The organism is Xylanimonas ulmi (assembly GCF_004216535.1).
GTDB lineage: Bacteria > Actinomycetota > Actinomycetes > Actinomycetales > Cellulomonadaceae > Xylanimonas > Xylanimonas ulmi.
Genome location: NZ_SGWX01000001.1, coordinates 2,657,425 through 2,675,047 on the forward strand (window position 1 = coordinate 2,657,425; position 17,623 = coordinate 2,675,047).

Sequence of the window (17,623 nt, forward strand, 5' to 3'; positions counted from 1 at the left end):
CGGGGATCTCCCCCGGGGGCCGCGCGCTTGACCGCTGTCAGGGCTTAGGGCCGCCCGGCGTACGGCATCATCGTCGCGGACCACCGCACCGACCCCTCGCGGACCGCGGAGCCCACCGACGGCGCCTCGATCATGCGGCCGTTGCCCGTGTACATCGCCACGTGGTTGATCGTCGCGGGGTCCGAGATGTTGCTCGCGTAGAAGATCAGGTCGCCGGGCCGCATCTGGGAGTAGCTGATCTTGGCGACGCGCGTGTACTGGCTGCGCGACGTGCGCGTGATGTTCACGCCCACCGCTGACCACGCGGACGAGGTCAGGCCCGAGCAGTCGTACCCGGGGTTCCCGGTGCCGCCCCACTGGTACATCACGCCGATCTTGGTGCGCGCCCACTCGACGGCCGCCTGGCCCTGGGCCGCCGTGCCGACGCTCACGCCCGACGTCGGGGGCTGCGGGGGTTGGGGCGTCGGGGTCGGGGTCGGCGTCGGCGTCGGGGTCGGCGCGGGGGCCGGGGCGGTGGGCTGCGGGGTCGGCTGAGCCGGCTGGGTGGGCGCCGGCGCGGGCTGCGCGGGCGGCGTCGGCTGGCTGGGCTGCTGCGGCGTCGTCGGCGTCTGCGGACGTGAGACCTCCTGCGCCCCGCCGTCGGTCGACGGGCTCTGCTCGGCGAGTCGCGCCAGCCGCGCGGCCTCGGCCGCGGCCGCCGCGGCCGCCGCCTCACGCGCCTGCTGGCGCTGCCGCTCGAGCTCGACGGTCGTGTTGCGCAGTTGGGCCAGCCGCGTCACGAGCGCGTCGCGCTCCTGCTCGGCCGAGGCCGTGCGAGCCTCGAGCGCCGCCTGGGCGCTCTGCGCGGCGGCCAGCGCCCGCTGGGCGTCCGCGGCGGCGGACTCCTGCACGGCGCGCGCGGCGTCCCACCGGGCGCCGGCGGAGCTCGAGGCGGCGCGGGCGTTCGCGTGGGCCGCGAGGCTCGAGGCGGTCTTGCGGTCGATTGCGCGGCGCACGGCGCCGTCGGCGACGACGTCGCCCACGTCCTGGGCGCCGGTGACCGCTGACAGCGCGCCGAAGCCGTCACCGCGCGCGTCGACGCGGTACGCCTCGGCGAGCTGCGCGCGCGCCTCACGCTCGGCCTGGGCGGCCGCGTCGGCGTCGGCCTTGGCGGCCTCGGCGGCCGCGGTGGCCTCGTCCAGACGCTGCTGGGCTGCGACGTAGTCCTCACCCGCAGTCGCGACGGCGTCCTGCGCGGCGGTGAGCTCGGCGCGGATCGCGTCGAGCCGCTGCTCGGCGCCGGCGACGTCGAGCGCGGCGGCGGCAGCGGCCGAGCGCGCGGCGGCGACGTCGTCGTCCGACGGCGCGGTGGGCGCGCCGACGGCGCTCTGCCCGCCGAAAACGACGCCACACACCAGAGCGATACCCGCCGTCCGTCGCCAAAGCCTGCGCACGCGATCTCCCTTCGCCGCGCGCCCGGCCCCCGCCACCATGGGGCGAAGTGGAACTTCCGGACACGTCAGCACCTCAGAGTGCCCGCAATGGTCGGTCTGCGCACGTCGAATGGCACTCTTGGCGCGTTTGGCAAGCCGACACGCTGTCTCAAATCGACGTCTCAAATAGAGAGATCAGGGTTTCGCGCCACGCGGGCGGGGGCTACCGTCACTCGCATGACTCGCCGAATGTGCCGCTGACCGAGCGCACGTTCGCCTGCCCGGGAGCCTCCCGGCACCGCGTGCGCAGACGCTCGCCGCGGACCTCCCTCCGACGCAGCAGGCCCCCGCAGGGTGCCCCGCGGCCGCACTCAGCAGACTCCACCTGCATCCCGCCACACACGAGCCCGGAGAGCCCCCATGAGCACGCAGCCCCAGTGGTCGTTCGAGACCCGCCAGATCCACGCCGGCCAGACCCCCGACCCGGTGACGGGCGCCCGCGCCCTGCCCATCTACCAGACGACGTCGTACGTGTTCCCGAGCGCCCAGGTCGCCGCCGACCGGTTCGCCCTGAAGGACCTCGGCCCGATCTACACCCGCATCGGCAACCCCACGCAGGAGGCCATCGAGAACCGCCTCGCCAACCTTGAGGGCGGCGTCGGCGCACTGCTGGTCGCCTCGGGCTCAAGCGCGATCCACCTCGCGGTGCTCAACGTCGCCCAGGCGGGCGACCACATCGTCTCCTCCTCCTCGCTGTACGGCGGCACCTACAACCTGTTCCACTACACGCTGCCCAAGCTCGGCATCACCACGACGTTCGTGGACGACCCGCACGACCCTCAGCAGTGGCGCGACGCGGTGCGCCCCAACACCAAGCTGTTCTTCGGCGAGACGATCCCCAACCCCAAGTCCGACGTGCTCGACATCGAGGCCGTCGCGGGCGTCGCGCACGAGGTCGGCGTGCCCCTCATCGTCGACAACACGGTGCCCACGCCCTACCTGCTGCGCCCCATCGAGTTCGGCGCCGACGTCGTCGTGCACTCGGCGACCAAGTACCTGGGCGGGCACGGCTCGTCGATCGGCGGCGTCATCGTCGACGGCGGCACGTTCGACTACGCGCAGCACCCCGAGCGCTTCGCCAGCTTCAACGAGCCCGACCCCAGCTACCACGGCCTGGTCTACGCCCGCGACCTGGGCGTGGGCGGCGCGTTCGGCGTCAACCTGTCCTACATCCTCAAGGCGCGCGTGCAGCTGCTGCGCGACCTCGGCCCCGCCATCAGCCCGTTCAACGTGTTCCTGCTCGCCCAGGGCCTGGAGACGCTGTCGCTGCGCATCGAGCGCCACATCGCGAACGCGCAGAAGGTCGCGCAGTGGCTCGAGGCGCGTCAGGACGTGGGCGTGGTGCACTACGCGGGCCTGGAGTCCTCGCCGTACCACGCCGCGGCGCTCAAGTACGTGCCGCAGGGCGCCGGCGCGGTGCTCGCCTTCGAGCTCAACGTGGGCGACGACGCCGAGGGCGAGCGCGGGCGCGCCGCCGGCCAGGCGTTCGTCTCCGCGCTCGAACTGCACTCCAACGTCGCGAACATCGGCGACGTGCGCTCGCTGGTCATCCACCCCGCCTCGACCACGCACAGCCAGCTCTCCCCCGCCGAGCAGGCGCAGTCGGGTGTGACGCCGAGCCTCGTGCGCCTCGCGGTCGGCATCGAGAACATCGAGGACATCCTCGCCGACCTCGAGCTCGGGTTCACCGCCGCCAAGGCGCAGCTCGAGCCCGCGACGCCGTCGGCGTCCGGCACGGGGGCGTGAGACCCTGAGCCCCGTCACGGCCGGGCAGCCGGCCTCGCCCCGGACGTCGAGGACCACTCCCATCGCCTCCTTCGTGCCCCGTGAGCCCGCGCGCTTCGGCCCCCGGCCGACGACGCCGCCGGCCACCTCGCGCGCGCGGGTCAAGCCGCTGACGCCCGCCTCGGGCGCCTGGCGCCCGGGCGACGACCCGGGTCGGCGCCAGTTCGCCGACGTGGGCGGCCTCGAGCTCGAGGGCGGTGGCCTGCTGCCCGCCGTGACGCTGGCGTACGAGACCTACGGGACGCTCGACGCCGACGGGCGCAACGCCGTCCTGGTGCTGCACGCCCTGACGGGCGACTCGCACGTGGCCGGGCCCGCCGGGCCCGGCCACGTGACGGCCGGCTGGTGGGACGACATGGTCGGGCCGGGCCGCCCGATCGACACCGACAAGTACTTCGTCGTCGTGCCCAATGTGCTCGGCGGATGTCAGGGGTCCACGGGCCCCTCGTCGCCCGCGCCCGACGGACGGGCGTGGGGGGCGCGCTTCCCGCGCGTGACCACGCGCGACCAGGTCGCGGCCGAGATCCGCCTGGCCCGCGCGCTCGGCATCACGACCTGGCAGCTCGTGGCCGGGTCGTCCATGGGCGGCCTGCGGGCGCTCGAATGGGCCGTGATGGGCCCCGAGGCGGGCGTCGAGGTGCGCGGCCTGGCCGCCATCGCGACGTCGGCGCAGACGGGCGCCGACCAGATCGCCTGGTCGCACCCGCAGCTCGCGGCGATCCGCCTCGACCCGGGCTGGCACGGCGGCGACTACTACGACCAGCCCGACGGGCACGGCCCGCACGCGGGCCTGGCGGTCGCACGGCAGATCGCGCACACCACCTACCGCTCGGCGCAGGAGCTCGACACGCGGTTCGGGCGGCTGCCGCAGGGAGGCGAGGACCCGATGGTCGACGGCCGCTACGCGGTCCAGTCCTACCTCGACCACCACGGCGACAAGCTCGCGCGCCGGTTCGACGCGAACTCCTACATCGTGCTCACCGAGTCGATGAACACCCACGACCTGGGCCGCGACCGCGGCGGCGTCGAGCAGGCGCTGACCCAGATCACGGCGCGCACGCTGGTGGTCGCGGTCGACTCCGACCGGCTGTTCCCGCCCGCGCAGGCCGCGCGCATCGCCGCGTGGGTCCCGCAGGCCGACGACCTGCGGATCATCACCAGCCCCTACGGGCACGACGGGTTCCTCATCGAGTTCGACCAGCTCGGCCCGATCGTGCGCGACTTCCTGGAGGACCTCGACGTGGCGGAGCGGGTGCGGGCACAGGCCTGACGGTCACACACTGAAGGTGCGCGGGCTCACCCGATGAGTCCTGCGGCGCGGCGCCGTCTGACGTGACGACCCGCCCCTTCGCACGTGAGGACCAGGATGATGGCCAAGCTCAACCCGTACCTCAGCTTCAAGGACAACGCCCGCCAGGCCCTGGAGTTCTACCAGGCGGCGCTCGGCGGCGAGCTCGACATCATGACGTTCGGCGACATGCCCGACATGCCGGGCGTCCCCGAGGGCGAGCGGACGCTCGTCATGCACGGCCAGTTGGAGACGCCTTCCGGCCTGACGCTCATGGCCGCCGACGCCGGGACGATGATGCCGCACGTGCCCGCGACCGCGGGCGTCACCGTGGCCCTGACCGGCGGCCTGGACGACCTCGACTACATCACCGGCGTCTACGCGGCCCTGTCCGACGGCGCGAGCGACGTGCTGCCGTTCGAGGTCGCGCCGTGGGGCGACCACTACGGGCAGCTCACCGACAAGTTCGGCGTCTCCTGGATGTTCGACGCGGGAGCGGGCGAGCTCCCGCAGGGCTGAGGCGCTCCCGCGGGAGGCATGTCGGCGGGCCTCGTCGCGCCGGCGGGCCGAGGCGTGCCGGCAGGCTCGGGCGCGCCGAGGCCCACCGCACGCGCGGCGACAGCCTCGGGCACGGCGCCGCGCGCGTCGCCGTCGGGCACGGGGGCGCCCGCCACGCGCCGCAGCGGGATATGCCCGCCCCAGGCGCCGGCCGCGATGTCGTGCGGCTCGTCCCCGGGGCCGCCCGCGCGCGCCTTCATCGACGCCTCGTGCAGCGGCACCGCCAGGACGGCGGTCGCCGCGAGCTCCTTGCGGGTGGTGGGCCGCAGCGTCCGCGACCGCGCGGGGATCATGTGGTCGACGATGAGGTCGAGCGCGCGCGCCCGCTCGTCGGGGTCGGTGACCACGCGGGCCGGGCCGATGATCACCGCGGAGCGGAAGTCCATCGAGTGGTGGAACGCCGAGCGTCCCGCGACCAGCCCGTCGAGCTCGGTCACCGTGACGCACACGCTCGCCCCGCCCGCCGCGCCCAGCCAGCGCGCCGCGACCGAGCCGTGCGCGTACAGCGTGCCGCCCTCGTCGGGGCCGTCGAGGTCGACGCCGAACGCCACGGGCAGCACCACGGGGTGGTCGCCGACGCTCACGCCGAGGTGTGCGATCAGCGCGTCGTCGAGCAGCGCGTGCAGGGCGGCGCGGTCGGTGAGCATGCGTGTGCGCCCGCGCCCGACCGTGGTGCGCGGGGTGGGCGAAAGCGGGACGGCGGAGGTGGCGTGCGTGGACATGCGGCTACCCTCAGGCTCAGGTGGCCCGCAGTCACGGGCCACTTTCCGACCAGTTGAACAGGACACTTGGTGGCCACGCTCCCCGTCACCCTCGACCGCGACGCGCCCGGCGCGCTCGGCGTCCAGCTCGCGGGCCGGGTCCGCGACCTCATCGCCTCAGGCACGCTCGCGCGCGGCGACCGCCTGCCCAGCAGCCGGGCGCTGGCCGCCGACCTCCGGGTGAGCCGCTCGGTCACCGAGCAGGCCTACGAGCAGCTCGTCGCCGAGGGGTGGCTGACGGCCCGGCGCGGGTCGGGCACCACGGTCGCCGCCGACGCCGCGGCGCCCGCCGACGCTCCCGCCCCACGCCGCCCGGCGCCCGCGCCCGGACTGGTGCGCCTCGACGCCGGGACCCCGTGGATCGACCCCCGTCACGCGGTGGGCTGGCGCCGAGCCTGGCGCGAGGTCTCGGCCGCCACCGCCCCGCGCGGCTACGACGACCCGCGCGGCCTTCCCGCGCTGCGGGCCGCGCTGGCCGACCGCCTCGCCCACACGCGCGGGCTGTCGGTCGACCCCGACGAGGTGCGGATCACGCAGGGCACGTCCGCCGGCCTGCGACACCTGCTGCTCGCCCTGCCCGCCGGGCCCGTCGCGGTCGAGGACCCGGGCTACCGCGCGGCCGTCGCCACGGTGCGCGACCTGGGCCGCGAGGTGCGCGACCTGCCCGCGCTCGCCCCGGTGACCGACCTGACCGGCGCCGTGGCCGCCTACGTCACCCCCGCCCACCAGCACCCGCTCGGGCGCGTCATGCCCGCCGCCGACCGGCTCACGCTGCTCGACGCCGCGCGCCGCGCCGGCGCCGTCGTCGCCGAGGACGACTACGACTCCGAGTTCCGCTACGACGTCGCGCCCGTGCCCGCACTCGCGGCGCTCGACCGCGGGCGTGTGGCCTACCTCGGCACCGCGGCCAAGTCGGTCGCGCCCTCGCTGCGGCTCGGGTGGCTCGTGCCGCCGCCCGACCTGCTCGACGCGCTCGACGCCCGCCGCACGGTCACGCACGACTCCGCCGCCTGGCCCGTGCAGCGCGCCATGCTCGCCCTGCTGCGCGACGGGTACGTCGACAGGGTCGTGCGCACGGCCCGCCGCGTCTACGCCGAGCGCGCGCCGCGTGTGGCCGACGCGCTGTCCCCGTATGCCGAGCTCGCCGGGCCGCTCGCGGGCATGTACTCGACCTGGCTGCTGCCGCAGGCCGACGCGCTGCGCGCGCAGGAGTCGGCGCGCCGCGCCGGGTTCGCCGTCAACCTCCTGTCCGAGTACACGCGCACCTCCCAGGCCACCGGTCTGGTCGTCGGCTTCGGCGGCGTCACGGACGCCGAACTCGACCGCGCCCTCGCGGCCCTCGTGGACGGACTGCGCTGACGCGGGCGCGAGCGTCCCGGAGCGTCTTCTTCCGAGCCAGGGAAGCCGACACTGCGGGACGCTCGGCGGTACGTTGGCCGGATGCTCGCCGCTTACGCCGCCCAGTTGGTCCCTGACGCGCCCCTGGACGGGCTGGTGGTCGGCGAACGACCCGCGCCCGAGGCGCGTGAGAACTGGTCGGTCGTCGAGGTGCGCGCCGCGTCGCTCAACCATCACGACCTGTGGGCGCTGCGCGGCGTGGGCCTGCGCGCCGAGCAGACGCCCATGATCCTCGGCACCGACGCCGCGGGTGTGGCCCCCGACGGAACCGAGGTCGTCGTGCACGGCGTCATCGGCGCCGACGGCCACGGGGTGGGCCCCCGGGAGCCGCGCTCACTGCTGTCCGAGCGCTACCCCGGCACGCTCGCCCAGTACGTCAGCGTGCCGACCGCGAACCTGCTCCCCAAGCCCGCCGCGCTCACCTTCGCCGAGGCGGCCTGCCTGCCCACGGCGTACCTGACCGCCTACCGGATGCTGTTCTCGGTCGCCCGGCTCACGCCCGGGCAGTCGGTGCTCGTGCAGGGCGCCGGTGGTGGCGTGGCCACCGCCGCGATCGTGCTCGGCGCGGCCGCCGGGCTCGAGGTCACCGTCACCTCGCGCTCGGGCGCCAAGCGTGAGCGGGCGCTCGCGCTCGGCGCGGCCCACGCCGTCGAGACGGGCGCGCGCGTGCCCGCGCGCGTCGACGCCGTCGTCGAGTCGGTGGGCCAGGCGACGTGGGCGCACTCGGTGCGGTCGGTCAAGCCCGGCGGAACCATCGCCGTGTGCGGCGCGACCTCGGGCGACGCGCCGTCGGCCGAGCTGACGCGCGTCTTCTTCCAGGAGATCTCGGTGCGTGGCGTGACGATGGGCACGCGCGCCGAGCTCGCCGCGCTGCTCGCATTCTGCGCCCGCACCGGCGTGCGCCCGGTCATCGACTCCGAGCGCCCGCTGGCCCAGACGGCACAGGCGCTCGCGCGCATGGCGGCGGGCGAGCAGACCGGCAAACTCGTCATCGTGCCCTGACGATCGCGCCCTGACGGCCCACGCCGTCGCGGGTCCGGCGCTCAGGCGAAGCGGGCCCGGAACTCCTCGGTCAGCGTGCGGCCTGTGCCCGAGCCGAGGCGCCACACCGACCATCCCTGGGCGGCGGGCGAGCCTGAGACGGCGCTCGCGGCCGCGTCAGGGTGGCGGTAGCGGCCACCGTCCGCCAACTCGATCACGCCGTCAGGGTGCAGCGTCGCCTCGAACCGCTGTCCGCGGCGCGGGCGCTCCCACACCAGGCGCGTCGGGACGCCGAGGCTCACGGCGAGCGCGGCGAGGTCCGCGTCCACCTCCTCGTCGGCCGCGCTCGGCGACGTCGCGTCGCCCGGCTGCGGCTCGGGCGCCGGGGACTGCCACCACGGCTCGGGGGCCGGGGCCGGGCGCAGGCGCGGCGGCTCGAACGGGGCCTCCCAGCGCGCGCCCGAGGGCTCGTCCTGGCCGGGCGCGCCCGGCCAGTGGGGGTCGAGCGGACTGCTGATGACGGCGAACACCTCACCGAAGGCGATCGCCGCGCGATCCGGGTCCGAGGCCACGGACGCGGCGTGCCCGGCCGGCTCGGACAGCCACGCGTGCGCCGCCTCGGGCGGTGTCGGCGCGGCAGGCGCCTCGGACGACATCGGCGCGGGCGGCGGCGGCACGGGAGATGTCGGGGCGGGCGGCGGCGGCACGGGCGTCGTCGCGACCGGAGGGGTCACGGGCGCGGTGTCCGGCCGGGGCGCCGCGGCCGGCTCAGCCGTGCTCGGCGCCGGAGCGTCCGCAGCATGCGCCACCGGCACGGCGTTCGAGAACCGGTCGGTGCGTGACCGCCGCCGCACGGGACGGACGGCGGGCGTCGCCCGTTCGGGCGCGGGCGAGGCGGCGGGCGGCGACGTCGGAACCCCCGGCAGCGGCACGGGGTCGAGGCGGTCGGTCTGCTCGGCGCCCGCCCCGCCCTGCGGCGATCGGCTCAACGCGTCGGCGACCACCGCGACGTCCTCGGCGGTGGCCTGCGTCCCGGTGGCCGCCGGTGAGGCGATCACCGCGCTCGACGGCGCCTGCACGATCTGCGGGCGGTCGGGCGCCGAGGCCGGGTGGATCACGAGTGGGGAGACGTCGACGAACCGGCGCCCGTCGTTGCCGTGCACAACCCCGATCCGCAGCACCTCGACGGGCATGGACGGCTGCCGCAGGAAGTCGACCGCGTTGAGCACGCGCTCCTCGGCCTCCTGGCAGATCACGATCAGGCGGGCGCCGCCGCGTCCCGGCTGCGAGCGCCGCACCGGCACCGAGTCGTAGAACGTGGCCACGTCGCGCTGGAACTCCTGCGGCCCCGCGGGGTAGAGCGCGGCGAGCTGACCGCGGGTCATGCGCCCGGCGGCGCCGGCGTGGTCGAGCGCGCGGGACAGGGCGTCGTCGTCGAGGCGGGCCACCAACTCGACGACGACGGGGGCGCCGGACGCGTCGAGGGCCAGCAGGTGCGGCTCGTCGGGTCCGGAGCCCGGACACACGGGGAAGACCTGCTCACCGAGCAGGCCGTCGATGTGGGAGTCGACGACGCGGTGCGCGGTCGTCCCCACACCCGAGTCCGCGCCCTTGACGAGCTGCGGGCGGTCGCGTTCGACCTCGAAGAGCGGCAAACGTCCCCCCTCCGGATGTGTGGGTCCTCCAGTGCGTCGCGCGGGCTGCTCCCCGCGCGGCCGACCGCCACGCGGACGGCGCCGCCGCACACTTTACGCGCGTCCCAGTGTCCCCAGTTGTGCGCTCGCTCGCCCGGTCGCGCGAGAGCGCTCACCTGGCGCGCGCTGACACGCGCGGCCCCCGCGGCGTTCGCGCTCGTGCGCTCGCCGCCCGCGCTTCGGGGCGGCTCGTCCTCGCGGGGCGGGGCGAGCCGACCCCCGTCCTATCTGCGGCCCTCGTCGGCGGCGTCGGCGGCCAGACGCTCCTCGACGCGCGCGACCTTGGCGTCGAGCTGGCCGGTGAACCCGGGGCGGATGTCCGCCTTGAGGACCAGCGACACGCGGCGCCCACCGGCGCCGACCGCCTCGGTCGCGGCCTTGATGACGGGCATCACCTGGTCCCACTCGCCCTCGATCTCGGTGAACATCGACGTGGTCCGGTTGGGCAGCCCGGACTCGCGCACGACGCGCACGGCCTCGGCGACCTCGTCGGCGACGGACTCGCCCGCTCCGAGCGGGGCGACGGAAAACGCGAAGACAGCCATGCCCCCATCCTGCCCCGCTCCGGGGACCGCCATGCCCCACGCGGCGCGTAGGCTCGGCGCGTGGTTGTTCCTCGCGTGACCGTGTTGGCCGGTGGAGTGGGAGGCGCCCGTCTGGCGCACGGGATCGCGCTCGCCGGGGTGAGCCCCGACGTCGTGGTCAACGTGGGCGACGACACCGAGCTGCACGGCCTGTGGATCTCCCCTGACCTGGACACCGTGCTCTACACGCTCGCGGGCCTGAACGACGAGGAGCGCGGCTGGGGTCTGCGCGGTGAGACCTACGCGACGCTCACCCAGCTCGCGGCGCTCGGCGAGGACACCTGGTTCACGCTCGGCGACAAGGACCTGGCCACCCACATCGCGCGCACCGCGCGGCTGCGCGCCGGCGCCCCGCTCAGCGAGGTCACCGCGCAGCTCGCGGCGGCGCTCGGCGTCAACGCCCGCCTGCTGCCGGTGACCGACGACCGCGTCGCCACGCTCGTCGACACCCCCTCGGGGCGCCTGGCGTTCCAGGAGTACTTCGTGCGCCGCCGCCACGCCGACGCCGTGCTCAGCGTCGAGTTCGAGGGCATCGACGCCGCGCGCCCGGCCCCCGGGGTGCTCGACGCCGTCGCGGACGCCGATGTGGTCATCATCGCGCCGTCCAACCCGTTCCTGTCGGTGTTCCCGGTGCTGGGCGTCGCCGGCGTGCGCGAGGCCGTGCGCGCGACGGCGGCGCGGCGCGTCGCGGTGAGCCCCATCGTCGGCGGCCAGGCGATCAAGGGCCCCGCCGCGCAGATCCTGGAGACGCTGGGCCATGACGTCTCGGCGCTCGGCGTCGCCCGCCTGTACACGGGACTGGTCGACGTCATGGTGGTCGACGACACCGACGTCGCGCTCGCCCCCGCGATCCGCGACCTGGGCCTGGAGGTCGTGGTGACCGACACCATCATGGGCGGCCCGGCCGGCCGCGAGCGCCTGGCCCGCCAGGTGCTCGCCGTCGCGGGGCACGCGCTGCCGTGACAGCGCCGGCGGCGCCCGTCGTCGCGGTCGTGCCCCTGCGTGACGGCGTCAGCGGCAAGTCGCGGCTCGCGACGGCGCTCGCGCCCGCGCAGCGTCGCCGCCTCATCGTCACGCTCGCCCGGCACGTCGTGGCGACGCTCACCACGGACGGGCTGGTCAGCCGCGTCGTGGTCGTGACGGCCGACCCGCCGTTCGCGGCGCAGGCGCTCGCGGGGCTCGACACGGGCCGCGTCCCGGTCGCCGTGCTCCCCCAGCCGGAGACGCAGCCCGGGCTCAACGCCGCGCTCGACCTCGCGCGTGAGCGCATCCGGCGCGAGTCCCCGGGCGCGACGCTGCTCGTGGCGCACGCCGACCTGCCCTCGCTCACGTCCGACGACGTCGCGGCCGTGCTCGCCGCCGCGCGGGACGGCGCGCGAGACGGTGTAGGGGACGGCGCCCGGGCGGGCGCGGGAGTCGCGATCGCCACCGACCGGCACGACGCGGGCACCAACCTGCTCGCGCTGCCCGCCGACGCCCCGTTCGACTTCCAGTTCGGCGTCGGCTCGCGCGCGGCCCACGAGGCGCAGGCCGCGCGCCACGGGCTGCGCGCCGTCGTCGTGCGACGACCGGGCGCCGCCGCCGACCTCGACACCATCGACGACTGGGACGGCCTGCCGGCGACCACGCGGGCGCGGCTCGCCGGCTGACGCGCGCCGCCCACGCCGGGTCGGCGCCGCGGCCTCACCCTGCGGACGGACCGCCCGTCGTCTCCGTCGCGCGGAACTGCCCTCGGTGCACGACCTGCTCCAACGGCTTGCGCTCACGCCGCGCGGGCGACCCGGCCGCCCCCGGCTCCTGCGCGCGATGCCCGACGGCGACCACCCCCGTCGGCTCCCACTCCTCCGGCACGCCGAACTCGGCGTGGAACGCGGGCCGCTCGGGTCCGCCGATGCCGAAGAAGCACGCGCCCAGGCCCAGGTCGACGGCGGTCTGCAGCATGAGCAGCGCCGCCATCCCGACGTCGACGTGCCAGTACGGCACGGGCCAGCGCGCCTCGTCGGCGGGCGTCCACGCGCCGGGCGTCGCGAGCCGGGCGCCCGCCTTGTCCCGCTCCGCGTAGCGGCGCAGGTAGGCCTGCTTCGACGCCATCGGCACCACGATCAACGGCGCCCTGCGCAGGCCCGCGCGCCAGCCGCTCAGGTCGCGCGCCGACGTCGTCGGGGTCGTCGCGGCCCAGAACCGCTCACGGTCGCCCGGCTCCTCCAGCACGAGGAACGCCCAGCCCTGCGTGAACCCCGCCGACGGGCCGCGCACGGCGTTGCCGAGCACGCGTTCGACCTGCTTGGGCGTCAGCGGCTCGTCGGTGAACGACCGCACCATGCGCCGTCGGCGCACGACGTCCTGGAACTCCATGCGCCCATCCTCGCAGCGCGCCGCAGCGCGCCGCAGCGGCTCGCAGCGCCCTGCGGCGCCGTCAGCGCGGGCCGGCGACCGGCGGGGCCGGCTCCACCGGGCGCCGCAGCGCCTCGACCACCACCGTGAACCCGAGCGAGTCGTACAGCGCGCGGGCCGCCGCGTTGCGCCCGAACACACTGAGCCCCAGCACGCGCACGCCCTCACCCCGGCACCACCGCGCCGCCGCGCCCACGGCGGCGCGACCCAGCCCGCGACCGCGCCAGTCGGGCTGCAGATACACGTCATAGGCGAACGCCGCCGACGGCGGACGCACCTCCAGCCACAGCGCGCCCACGCGGGCGCCCGCCTGCGACTCGACGACGTCGAGCAGCACGTGCCCGGCCGACGCGCGCCCCTGCGGCAGCAGGTCCTCGTAGTCCTTGCGCGAGTGGTCGAGCGCCTCGCCCCACGCCACGTGGTCGGTGCTGCGGATCTCGCGCGCGTACTCGTCCACGGCGGCGTCGAGGTAGGCGGCGAACGACGCGTCGGTCATGGGCCGCAGGGTCACCGGGGGGCCGTCCTCCGTGTCCACCGCGTCCGCGAGGTCGAGCGCCATGGTCTGGCTCACCACGGTGAACCCGCCCTGCGCGGCGAGCGCCGCCGTCGTCGGGGCCGCGACCATCCGGTCGAGGATGAGCGCGGTCGCGCTCGCGGCGCGCGCGTGGGCCTCCAGGAGCGCGAGCAGCCGGTCGGGCGGGGCGTCGGACTCGGCGTCGAGCACCAGCAGGTCGCGCTCCTGGCGCATGAGCCAGACCCAGCCGTCGTCGCCGTCGGAGTCCAGCACGCGCAGCAGCTGCGTGCCGCTGAGCCCCTCGGCGGGGGCGAGCTCGTCGACCGCCTCGCGCGCCTGCGCGGTGGCGGCGGCGTCGTCGGCCCACAACGGGGTGAACTGCCAGCGTCGACGACGCTCCACCTGCGCGGCGCGCCACGCGGCGTAGTCGGCGGCCGGGAACGGCAGCAGCTGGACAGTCACGCCCGGCAGACTACGTGCCATCGGGCGCAAGTTAGGCCTTCAACCGAATGTTGTCTGATCGCTGGCACTCAGATCCGCTCCGCGAGGACCTCGATCAGCGCCTTGCCCTCGACGCCCGCCAGGTGCACTGCCTGGGTGCGGCAGGAGAAGCCGTCGGCCAGGTACTGCGTGCCCTCCTCGGCCGCGCGCAGCGCCGGCAGCAGCGCGTTCTGCGCGACCGCGACCGAGACGTCGTAGTGCCCCTTCTGCATGCCGAAGTTGCCGGCGAGGCCGCAGCAGCCCGCCAGCACCTCGATGCTGGCGCCGCCGTCGCGCAGGAGCCGCTCGTCGGCCTGGTAGCCCATGACCGAGTGGTGGTGGCAGTGCGGCTGCACCACGGCCTTGAGGTCGCTCAGGTCGGGCATGCGCCACCCGGTCTCGGGCGCGGGCGCCGTCTCGGGCTCGGTCAGCAGCTCGGCGACCGTGCGCGTGGCGGCCGCGACCGCCGCGGCGCGCGGGTCGTCCGGGAACAGGTCGAGCAGGTCCGAGCGCAGCACGGCGGTGCACGACGGCTCCAGGCCGAGGATCGGGATGCCGTTGACCGCGTACGGCCCCAGCACCGACAGCAGGTTCGCCAGGCGGCGGCGGGCGCCGTCGAGCTGGCCCGTGGAGATCCAGGTCAGGCCGCAGCACGCCTCCTGGTCGGGCACGACGACGTCGTAGCCCGCCGCGGTCAGGACCTTCACCGCCGCCTGCGGCACCGAGGGCGCCATGGCGTCGCTGAACGAGTCGGTCCACAGCACGACCTGGGGGTGCTCCCCCGTGGCGGGCCGGCCCGGGCGCTGGCGGTGGCCCAGCCCCGGCACGCCCTGCGTGGCGTTGCCCCGCCGCCACCAGGTGTGGAACGGCACCTCGGCGAAGCGCATCATCTGACGGCGCGGGTCCATGCCGCCGAGCCACAGCATGGCCTGGGCGATCGGGCGCACGCCCAGCACCTTGTTGACCAGGGGCGCGAACGGGCCGATGAGCCGCGTCCAGCGCGGCAGCCACCCCAGCACGTAGTGGTCGACGGGGCGCAGGCGGCCCTTGTAGGTGCGGTGCAGCACCTCGGACTTGTACTGGGCCATGTCGACCCCGGCCGGGCAGTCGGCCGAGCACGCCTTGCAGCTCAGGCACAGGTCGAGCGACTGACGTACCTCGACGGCGTTGAGGCCGCCGATGAGCCGGCCGTTGACGGCGTCCTGCAGCACGCGGGCGCGCCCGCGCGTGACGTCCTTCTCGTCCTTCGTGGCCTGGTAGCTGGGGCACATGAACCCACCGGACGCGTGGTTGTCCGCGCGGCACTTGCCGACGCCGACGCAGCGGTGCACCGCCGTCGTCAGGTCGTGGTGGTCGTGCTGGAACGAGAAGCCGGCGTGGCCGGCCTTGCGCTCGACGCCGCGCAGCGACCCGCCCTCGCGCGCGCCGCCGTCGCGTGAGTCGATGGGGCGCGTCGACGGCACGGGGCGGGCCGCGGGGCGGCGCAGGTCGGCGTCGATCGCCGCGGGGCGCACCACGACACCCGGGTTGAGCACGTCCTGCGGGTCGAACAGCGCCTTGAACCGCGCGAGCAGCGCGATCGCCTCGGGGCTGTACATGAGCGGCAGCAGCTCGGAGCGGGCGCGCCCGTCGCCGTGCTCGCCCGACAGCGAGCCGCCGTAGCGGGCCACGAGCTCGGCCGCCTCGGTCATGAAGGTGCGCAGCACCGAGCCCGAGGCCTCCATCGGGATGTCGATGCGCAGGTGCACGCAGCCGTCGCCGAAGTGCCCGTAGGGCAGGCCGTCGACGCCGTAGCGCGCCATGAGCGCGTCCAGGTCGCGCAGGTAGGCGCCGAGCTTGTCGGGCGGCACCGCCGAGTCCTCCCAGCCGGGCCAGGCCTGCTCGCCCGCGGGGGTGCGCCCGGCCAGGCCCGCGCCGTCGGCCCGGATCTGCCACATCTTGGTGGCCTCGGGGCCCGCGGGGTGGATCTGGGAGGCGACCGCGGCGCTCGCCGCGACGATCGCCTCGGCGTGGCCCAGCGCCTCCTCCTGCGTGGCGCCCGAGACCTCGATCATGAGCCAGCCCGCGCCGTCGGGCAGCGGCGGGACGGCGTCGGCGCCGCGCGCCTTGCGCACGACGTCGACCAGGCGCGCGTCGAGCCCCTCGATCGCGAGCGCGGCACTGCCGTCCTCCTGCGAGCCGACCGCGAGCAGCGCGGGCACGTCGTCGGCGGCCGACGGCATGTCGGCGTAGCCGAGCACCACGAGCGTGGGCTTGCGCGGCAGCGGCACCAGCCGCAGCGTGGCGCCCAGCACCGTGACGCACGTGCCCTCGGTGCCCACGAGCGCTTTGGCGAGGTCGGAGCCGTTCTCGGGCAGCAGGTGCTCGAGCGAGTAGCCCGAGACCTGGCGGCCGAAGCGCCCGAACTGGGTGCGGATGAGCGCGAGGTTCTCGCGCACGAGCTCCTTGAGGCCCGGCACCTGTGGGAAGTCGGGGTCGCCCGCGCCCGCGGTGAAGCGGCGTCCGCGCCCGTCGACGACGTCGAGCGCCACCACGTTGTCGGCCGTGCGCCCGTAGGCGACCGCGTGCGGGCCGCACGCGTTGTTGCCGATCATGCCGCCGAGCGTGGCCCGGTTCTGCGTCGAGGGGTCGGGGCCGAAGCGCAGCCCGTGCGGCGCCGCGGCCTGTTGCAGGCTCGACATGACCGTGCCGGGCTCGACAGCGGCGGTGCGGGCCTCGGCGTCGACGCTCACGACCTGGTGGAGGTGGCGCGACAGGTCGATGACGGCGCCGGGGCCTACGGCGTTGCCGGCGACGGAGGTGCCGGCGCCGCGCGCGGTGACGGGAACCTTGAGCTCGCGCAGCACCTCCAGCGCCCCGACGAGCTCGTCGGGCGTGTGGGGGAACACGACGACGTCGGGCACCACGCGGTAGTTGGAGGCGTCGGTCGCGTACTCGGCGCGGCGCCGGGCGCCGGACTCGACGGCGCCGCGCACCACGACGGTGCGCAACGCGCCGGCGACGGCCTCACGCGCCGCGGCCGCGGCCCGCTCCGCCTCGATGAGGCGGCCCGCCCCCGGCGTGGGGGTGGCGGCTGGCTGGTTCTCGGTCACAGGGCTCGGTCCAGGCACGCGCCCGATTCTCGCACCGCGCACCGCCGTCGGGCGGCCCGCGGCACGCGGGAGCCCCACACCCGCCCCACCCGGGCCGGACGCACACCCGGGTGGGTGGGAGCGGGGGTCAGGCCTCGAAGGTGACGTCGAGGGTGATCTCGGCGACCCCGCTCAGGGCCTTGGAGACCGGGCAGTTCGCCTTGGCGCTCTGCGCCGCGGCCTCAAAGCCCGCGGCGTCGAGGCCCGAGGCGTAGCCCGTGACCGTGAGCGCGATGCGCGGGATGCGGAAGCCGCCCGCGGGGTCCGGCGCGAGCGTCACGTCGGCCGTGACCTCGACCTGCTCGGGCGTGCCGCCGGCCTGCGCGATCTCGGCCGAGAACTGCATCGCGAAGCACGACGTGTGGGCGGCCGCGATGAGCTCCTCGGGGCTCGTGACGCCCTCGGCATCGTCGGCCGCGCGGCGCGGGAACGAGACGTCGAACGTCGCCGCGCCCGAGCTGGACAGCTCGACCTGGCCGGAGCCCTGCTCGAGCGTGCCGTTCCAGGCGGTGCGTGCGGTACGGATAGGCATGGGGACCTGCTCTTTCGTGACGGAGTGGCGATGCGGCGCCGCCACACCGAC

15 protein-coding genes are annotated in these 17,623 nt (G+C 75.8%); 7 read left to right on the forward strand and 8 right to left on the reverse strand.

Annotated features, from left to right (window positions below; all coding sequences use genetic code 11):
* Positions 1-44: 44 nt before the first annotated feature.
* A complete protein-coding gene (locus EV386_RS12295; RefSeq protein ID WP_242607946.1) occupies positions 45-1,394 on the reverse strand; it encodes a C40 family peptidase in 1,350 nt (449 codons plus the stop codon).
* A gap of 438 nt (positions 1,395-1,832) precedes the next feature.
* Between EV386_RS12295 and EV386_RS12300 the strand changes: the two genes are divergently transcribed.
* The 3 genes from EV386_RS12300 (at position 1,833) to EV386_RS12310 (ending at position 5,064) form a co-directional block, all read left to right on the forward strand.
* Positions 1,833-3,218, forward strand: a complete 1,386-nt coding sequence (locus EV386_RS12300) for a bifunctional o-acetylhomoserine/o-acetylserine sulfhydrylase (protein ID WP_130415384.1) — start codon at positions 1,833-1,835, stop codon at positions 3,216-3,218.
* A 73-nt stretch (positions 3,219-3,291) separates the two neighbouring features.
* Complete coding sequence (metX, locus tag EV386_RS12305; RefSeq protein ID WP_130415386.1) at positions 3,292-4,527, forward strand: homoserine O-acetyltransferase MetX; 1,236 nt, start codon at positions 3,292-3,294, stop codon at positions 4,525-4,527.
* Between the two features lie 99 nt (positions 4,528-4,626).
* Positions 4,627-5,064 carry a VOC family protein gene (locus EV386_RS12310; protein WP_130415388.1) on the forward strand — a complete coding sequence of 146 codons (438 nt, stop codon included), beginning with the start codon at positions 4,627-4,629 and terminating at the stop codon, positions 5,062-5,064.
* Here EV386_RS12310 and EV386_RS12315 read toward each other — a convergent pair.
* Positions 4,989-5,825, reverse strand: coding sequence for a pyridoxamine 5'-phosphate oxidase family protein (locus EV386_RS12315; RefSeq protein WP_130415390.1), 837 nt, complete (start codon positions 5,823-5,825; stop codon positions 4,989-4,991). The genes EV386_RS12310 and EV386_RS12315 overlap by 76 nt on opposite strands.
* Positions 5,826-5,894: 69 nt before the next feature.
* Between EV386_RS12315 and pdxR the strand changes: the two genes are divergently transcribed.
* Positions 5,895-7,223 (forward strand): MocR-like pyridoxine biosynthesis transcription factor PdxR, encoded by a 1,329-nt coding sequence (pdxR, locus tag EV386_RS12320; RefSeq protein ID WP_130415392.1) that lies wholly within the window; start codon positions 5,895-5,897, stop codon positions 7,221-7,223.
* A gap of 81 nt (positions 7,224-7,304) precedes the next feature.
* Entirely contained in the window at positions 7,305-8,264 is a 960-nt protein-coding gene (locus EV386_RS12325) for a zinc-binding dehydrogenase (protein WP_130415394.1), read from the forward strand.
* A 41-nt stretch (positions 8,265-8,305) separates the two neighbouring features.
* Here the strand turns inward: EV386_RS12325 and EV386_RS12330 are convergent, their stop codons facing one another.
* Entirely contained in the window at positions 8,306-9,898 is a 1,593-nt protein-coding gene (locus tag EV386_RS12330; protein ID WP_130415396.1) for a restriction system modified-DNA reader domain-containing protein, read from the reverse strand.
* A 263-nt stretch (positions 9,899-10,161) separates the two neighbouring features.
* Positions 10,162-10,482, reverse strand: a complete 321-nt coding sequence (locus tag EV386_RS12335; protein ID WP_130415398.1) for an MTH1187 family thiamine-binding protein — start codon at positions 10,480-10,482, stop codon at positions 10,162-10,164.
* Between the two features lie 60 nt (positions 10,483-10,542).
* Here EV386_RS12335 and cofD point away from each other — a divergent pair, with 60 nt between their 5' ends.
* Both cofD and cofC read left to right on the forward strand, forming a co-directional pair.
* Complete coding sequence (gene cofD / locus EV386_RS12340; RefSeq protein WP_130415400.1) at positions 10,543-11,484, forward strand: 2-phospho-L-lactate transferase; 942 nt, start codon at positions 10,543-10,545, stop codon at positions 11,482-11,484.
* The gene (gene cofC / locus EV386_RS12345; RefSeq protein WP_130415402.1) at positions 11,481-12,170 is read left to right on the forward strand and encodes a 2-phospho-L-lactate guanylyltransferase; all 690 of its coding nucleotides are present in this window, start codon (positions 11,481-11,483) and stop codon (positions 12,168-12,170) included. Before cofD ends, cofC begins: the two co-directional genes overlap by 4 nt.
* A 34-nt stretch (positions 12,171-12,204) precedes the next feature.
* On the opposite strand, the gene EV386_RS12350 is transcribed toward cofC, so the two are convergent.
* The 4 genes from EV386_RS12350 to EV386_RS12365 form a co-directional block, all read right to left on the reverse strand.
* Positions 12,205-12,876, reverse strand: a complete 672-nt coding sequence (locus EV386_RS12350; protein ID WP_130415404.1) for a nitroreductase family protein — start codon at positions 12,874-12,876, stop codon at positions 12,205-12,207.
* Between the two features lie 61 nt (positions 12,877-12,937).
* Positions 12,938-13,891 carry a GNAT family N-acetyltransferase gene (locus EV386_RS12355; RefSeq protein ID WP_165399922.1) on the reverse strand — a complete coding sequence of 318 codons (954 nt, stop codon included), beginning with the start codon at positions 13,889-13,891 and terminating at the stop codon, positions 12,938-12,940.
* 68 nt (positions 13,892-13,959) lie between these two features.
* Positions 13,960-16,950, reverse strand: a complete 2,991-nt coding sequence (locus EV386_RS12360) for an FAD-binding and (Fe-S)-binding domain-containing protein (RefSeq protein ID WP_165400026.1) — start codon at positions 16,948-16,950, stop codon at positions 13,960-13,962.
* A 178-nt stretch (positions 16,951-17,128) separates the two neighbouring features.
* Positions 17,129-17,572 carry an OsmC family peroxiredoxin gene (locus EV386_RS12365; RefSeq protein ID WP_130415408.1) on the reverse strand — a complete coding sequence of 148 codons (444 nt, stop codon included), beginning with the start codon at positions 17,570-17,572 and terminating at the stop codon, positions 17,129-17,131.
* Positions 17,573-17,623: the final 51 nt, after the last annotated feature.

Coding starts and splice junctions, on each gene's coding strand:
- EV386_RS12300 (WP_130415384.1), top strand. CDS start 1,833: ATGAGCACGCAGCCCCAGTGGTCGTTCGAGACCCGCCAGATCCACGCC.
- EV386_RS12310 (WP_130415388.1), top strand. CDS start 4,627: ATGGCCAAGCTCAACCCGTACCTCAGCTTCAAGGACAACGCCCGCCAG.
- EV386_RS12315 (WP_130415390.1), bottom strand. CDS start 5,825: ATGTCCACGCACGCCACCTCCGCCGTCCCGCTTTCGCCCACCCCGCGC.
- EV386_RS12325 (WP_130415394.1), top strand. CDS start 7,305: ATGCTCGCCGCTTACGCCGCCCAGTTGGTCCCTGACGCGCCCCTGGAC.
- EV386_RS12335 (WP_130415398.1), bottom strand. CDS start 10,482: ATGGCTGTCTTCGCGTTTTCCGTCGCCCCGCTCGGAGCGGGCGAGTCC.
- EV386_RS12350 (WP_130415404.1), bottom strand. CDS start 12,876: ATGGAGTTCCAGGACGTCGTGCGCCGACGGCGCATGGTGCGGTCGTTC.
- EV386_RS12365 (WP_130415408.1), bottom strand. CDS start 17,572: ATGCCTATCCGTACCGCACGCACCGCCTGGAACGGCACGCTCGAGCAG.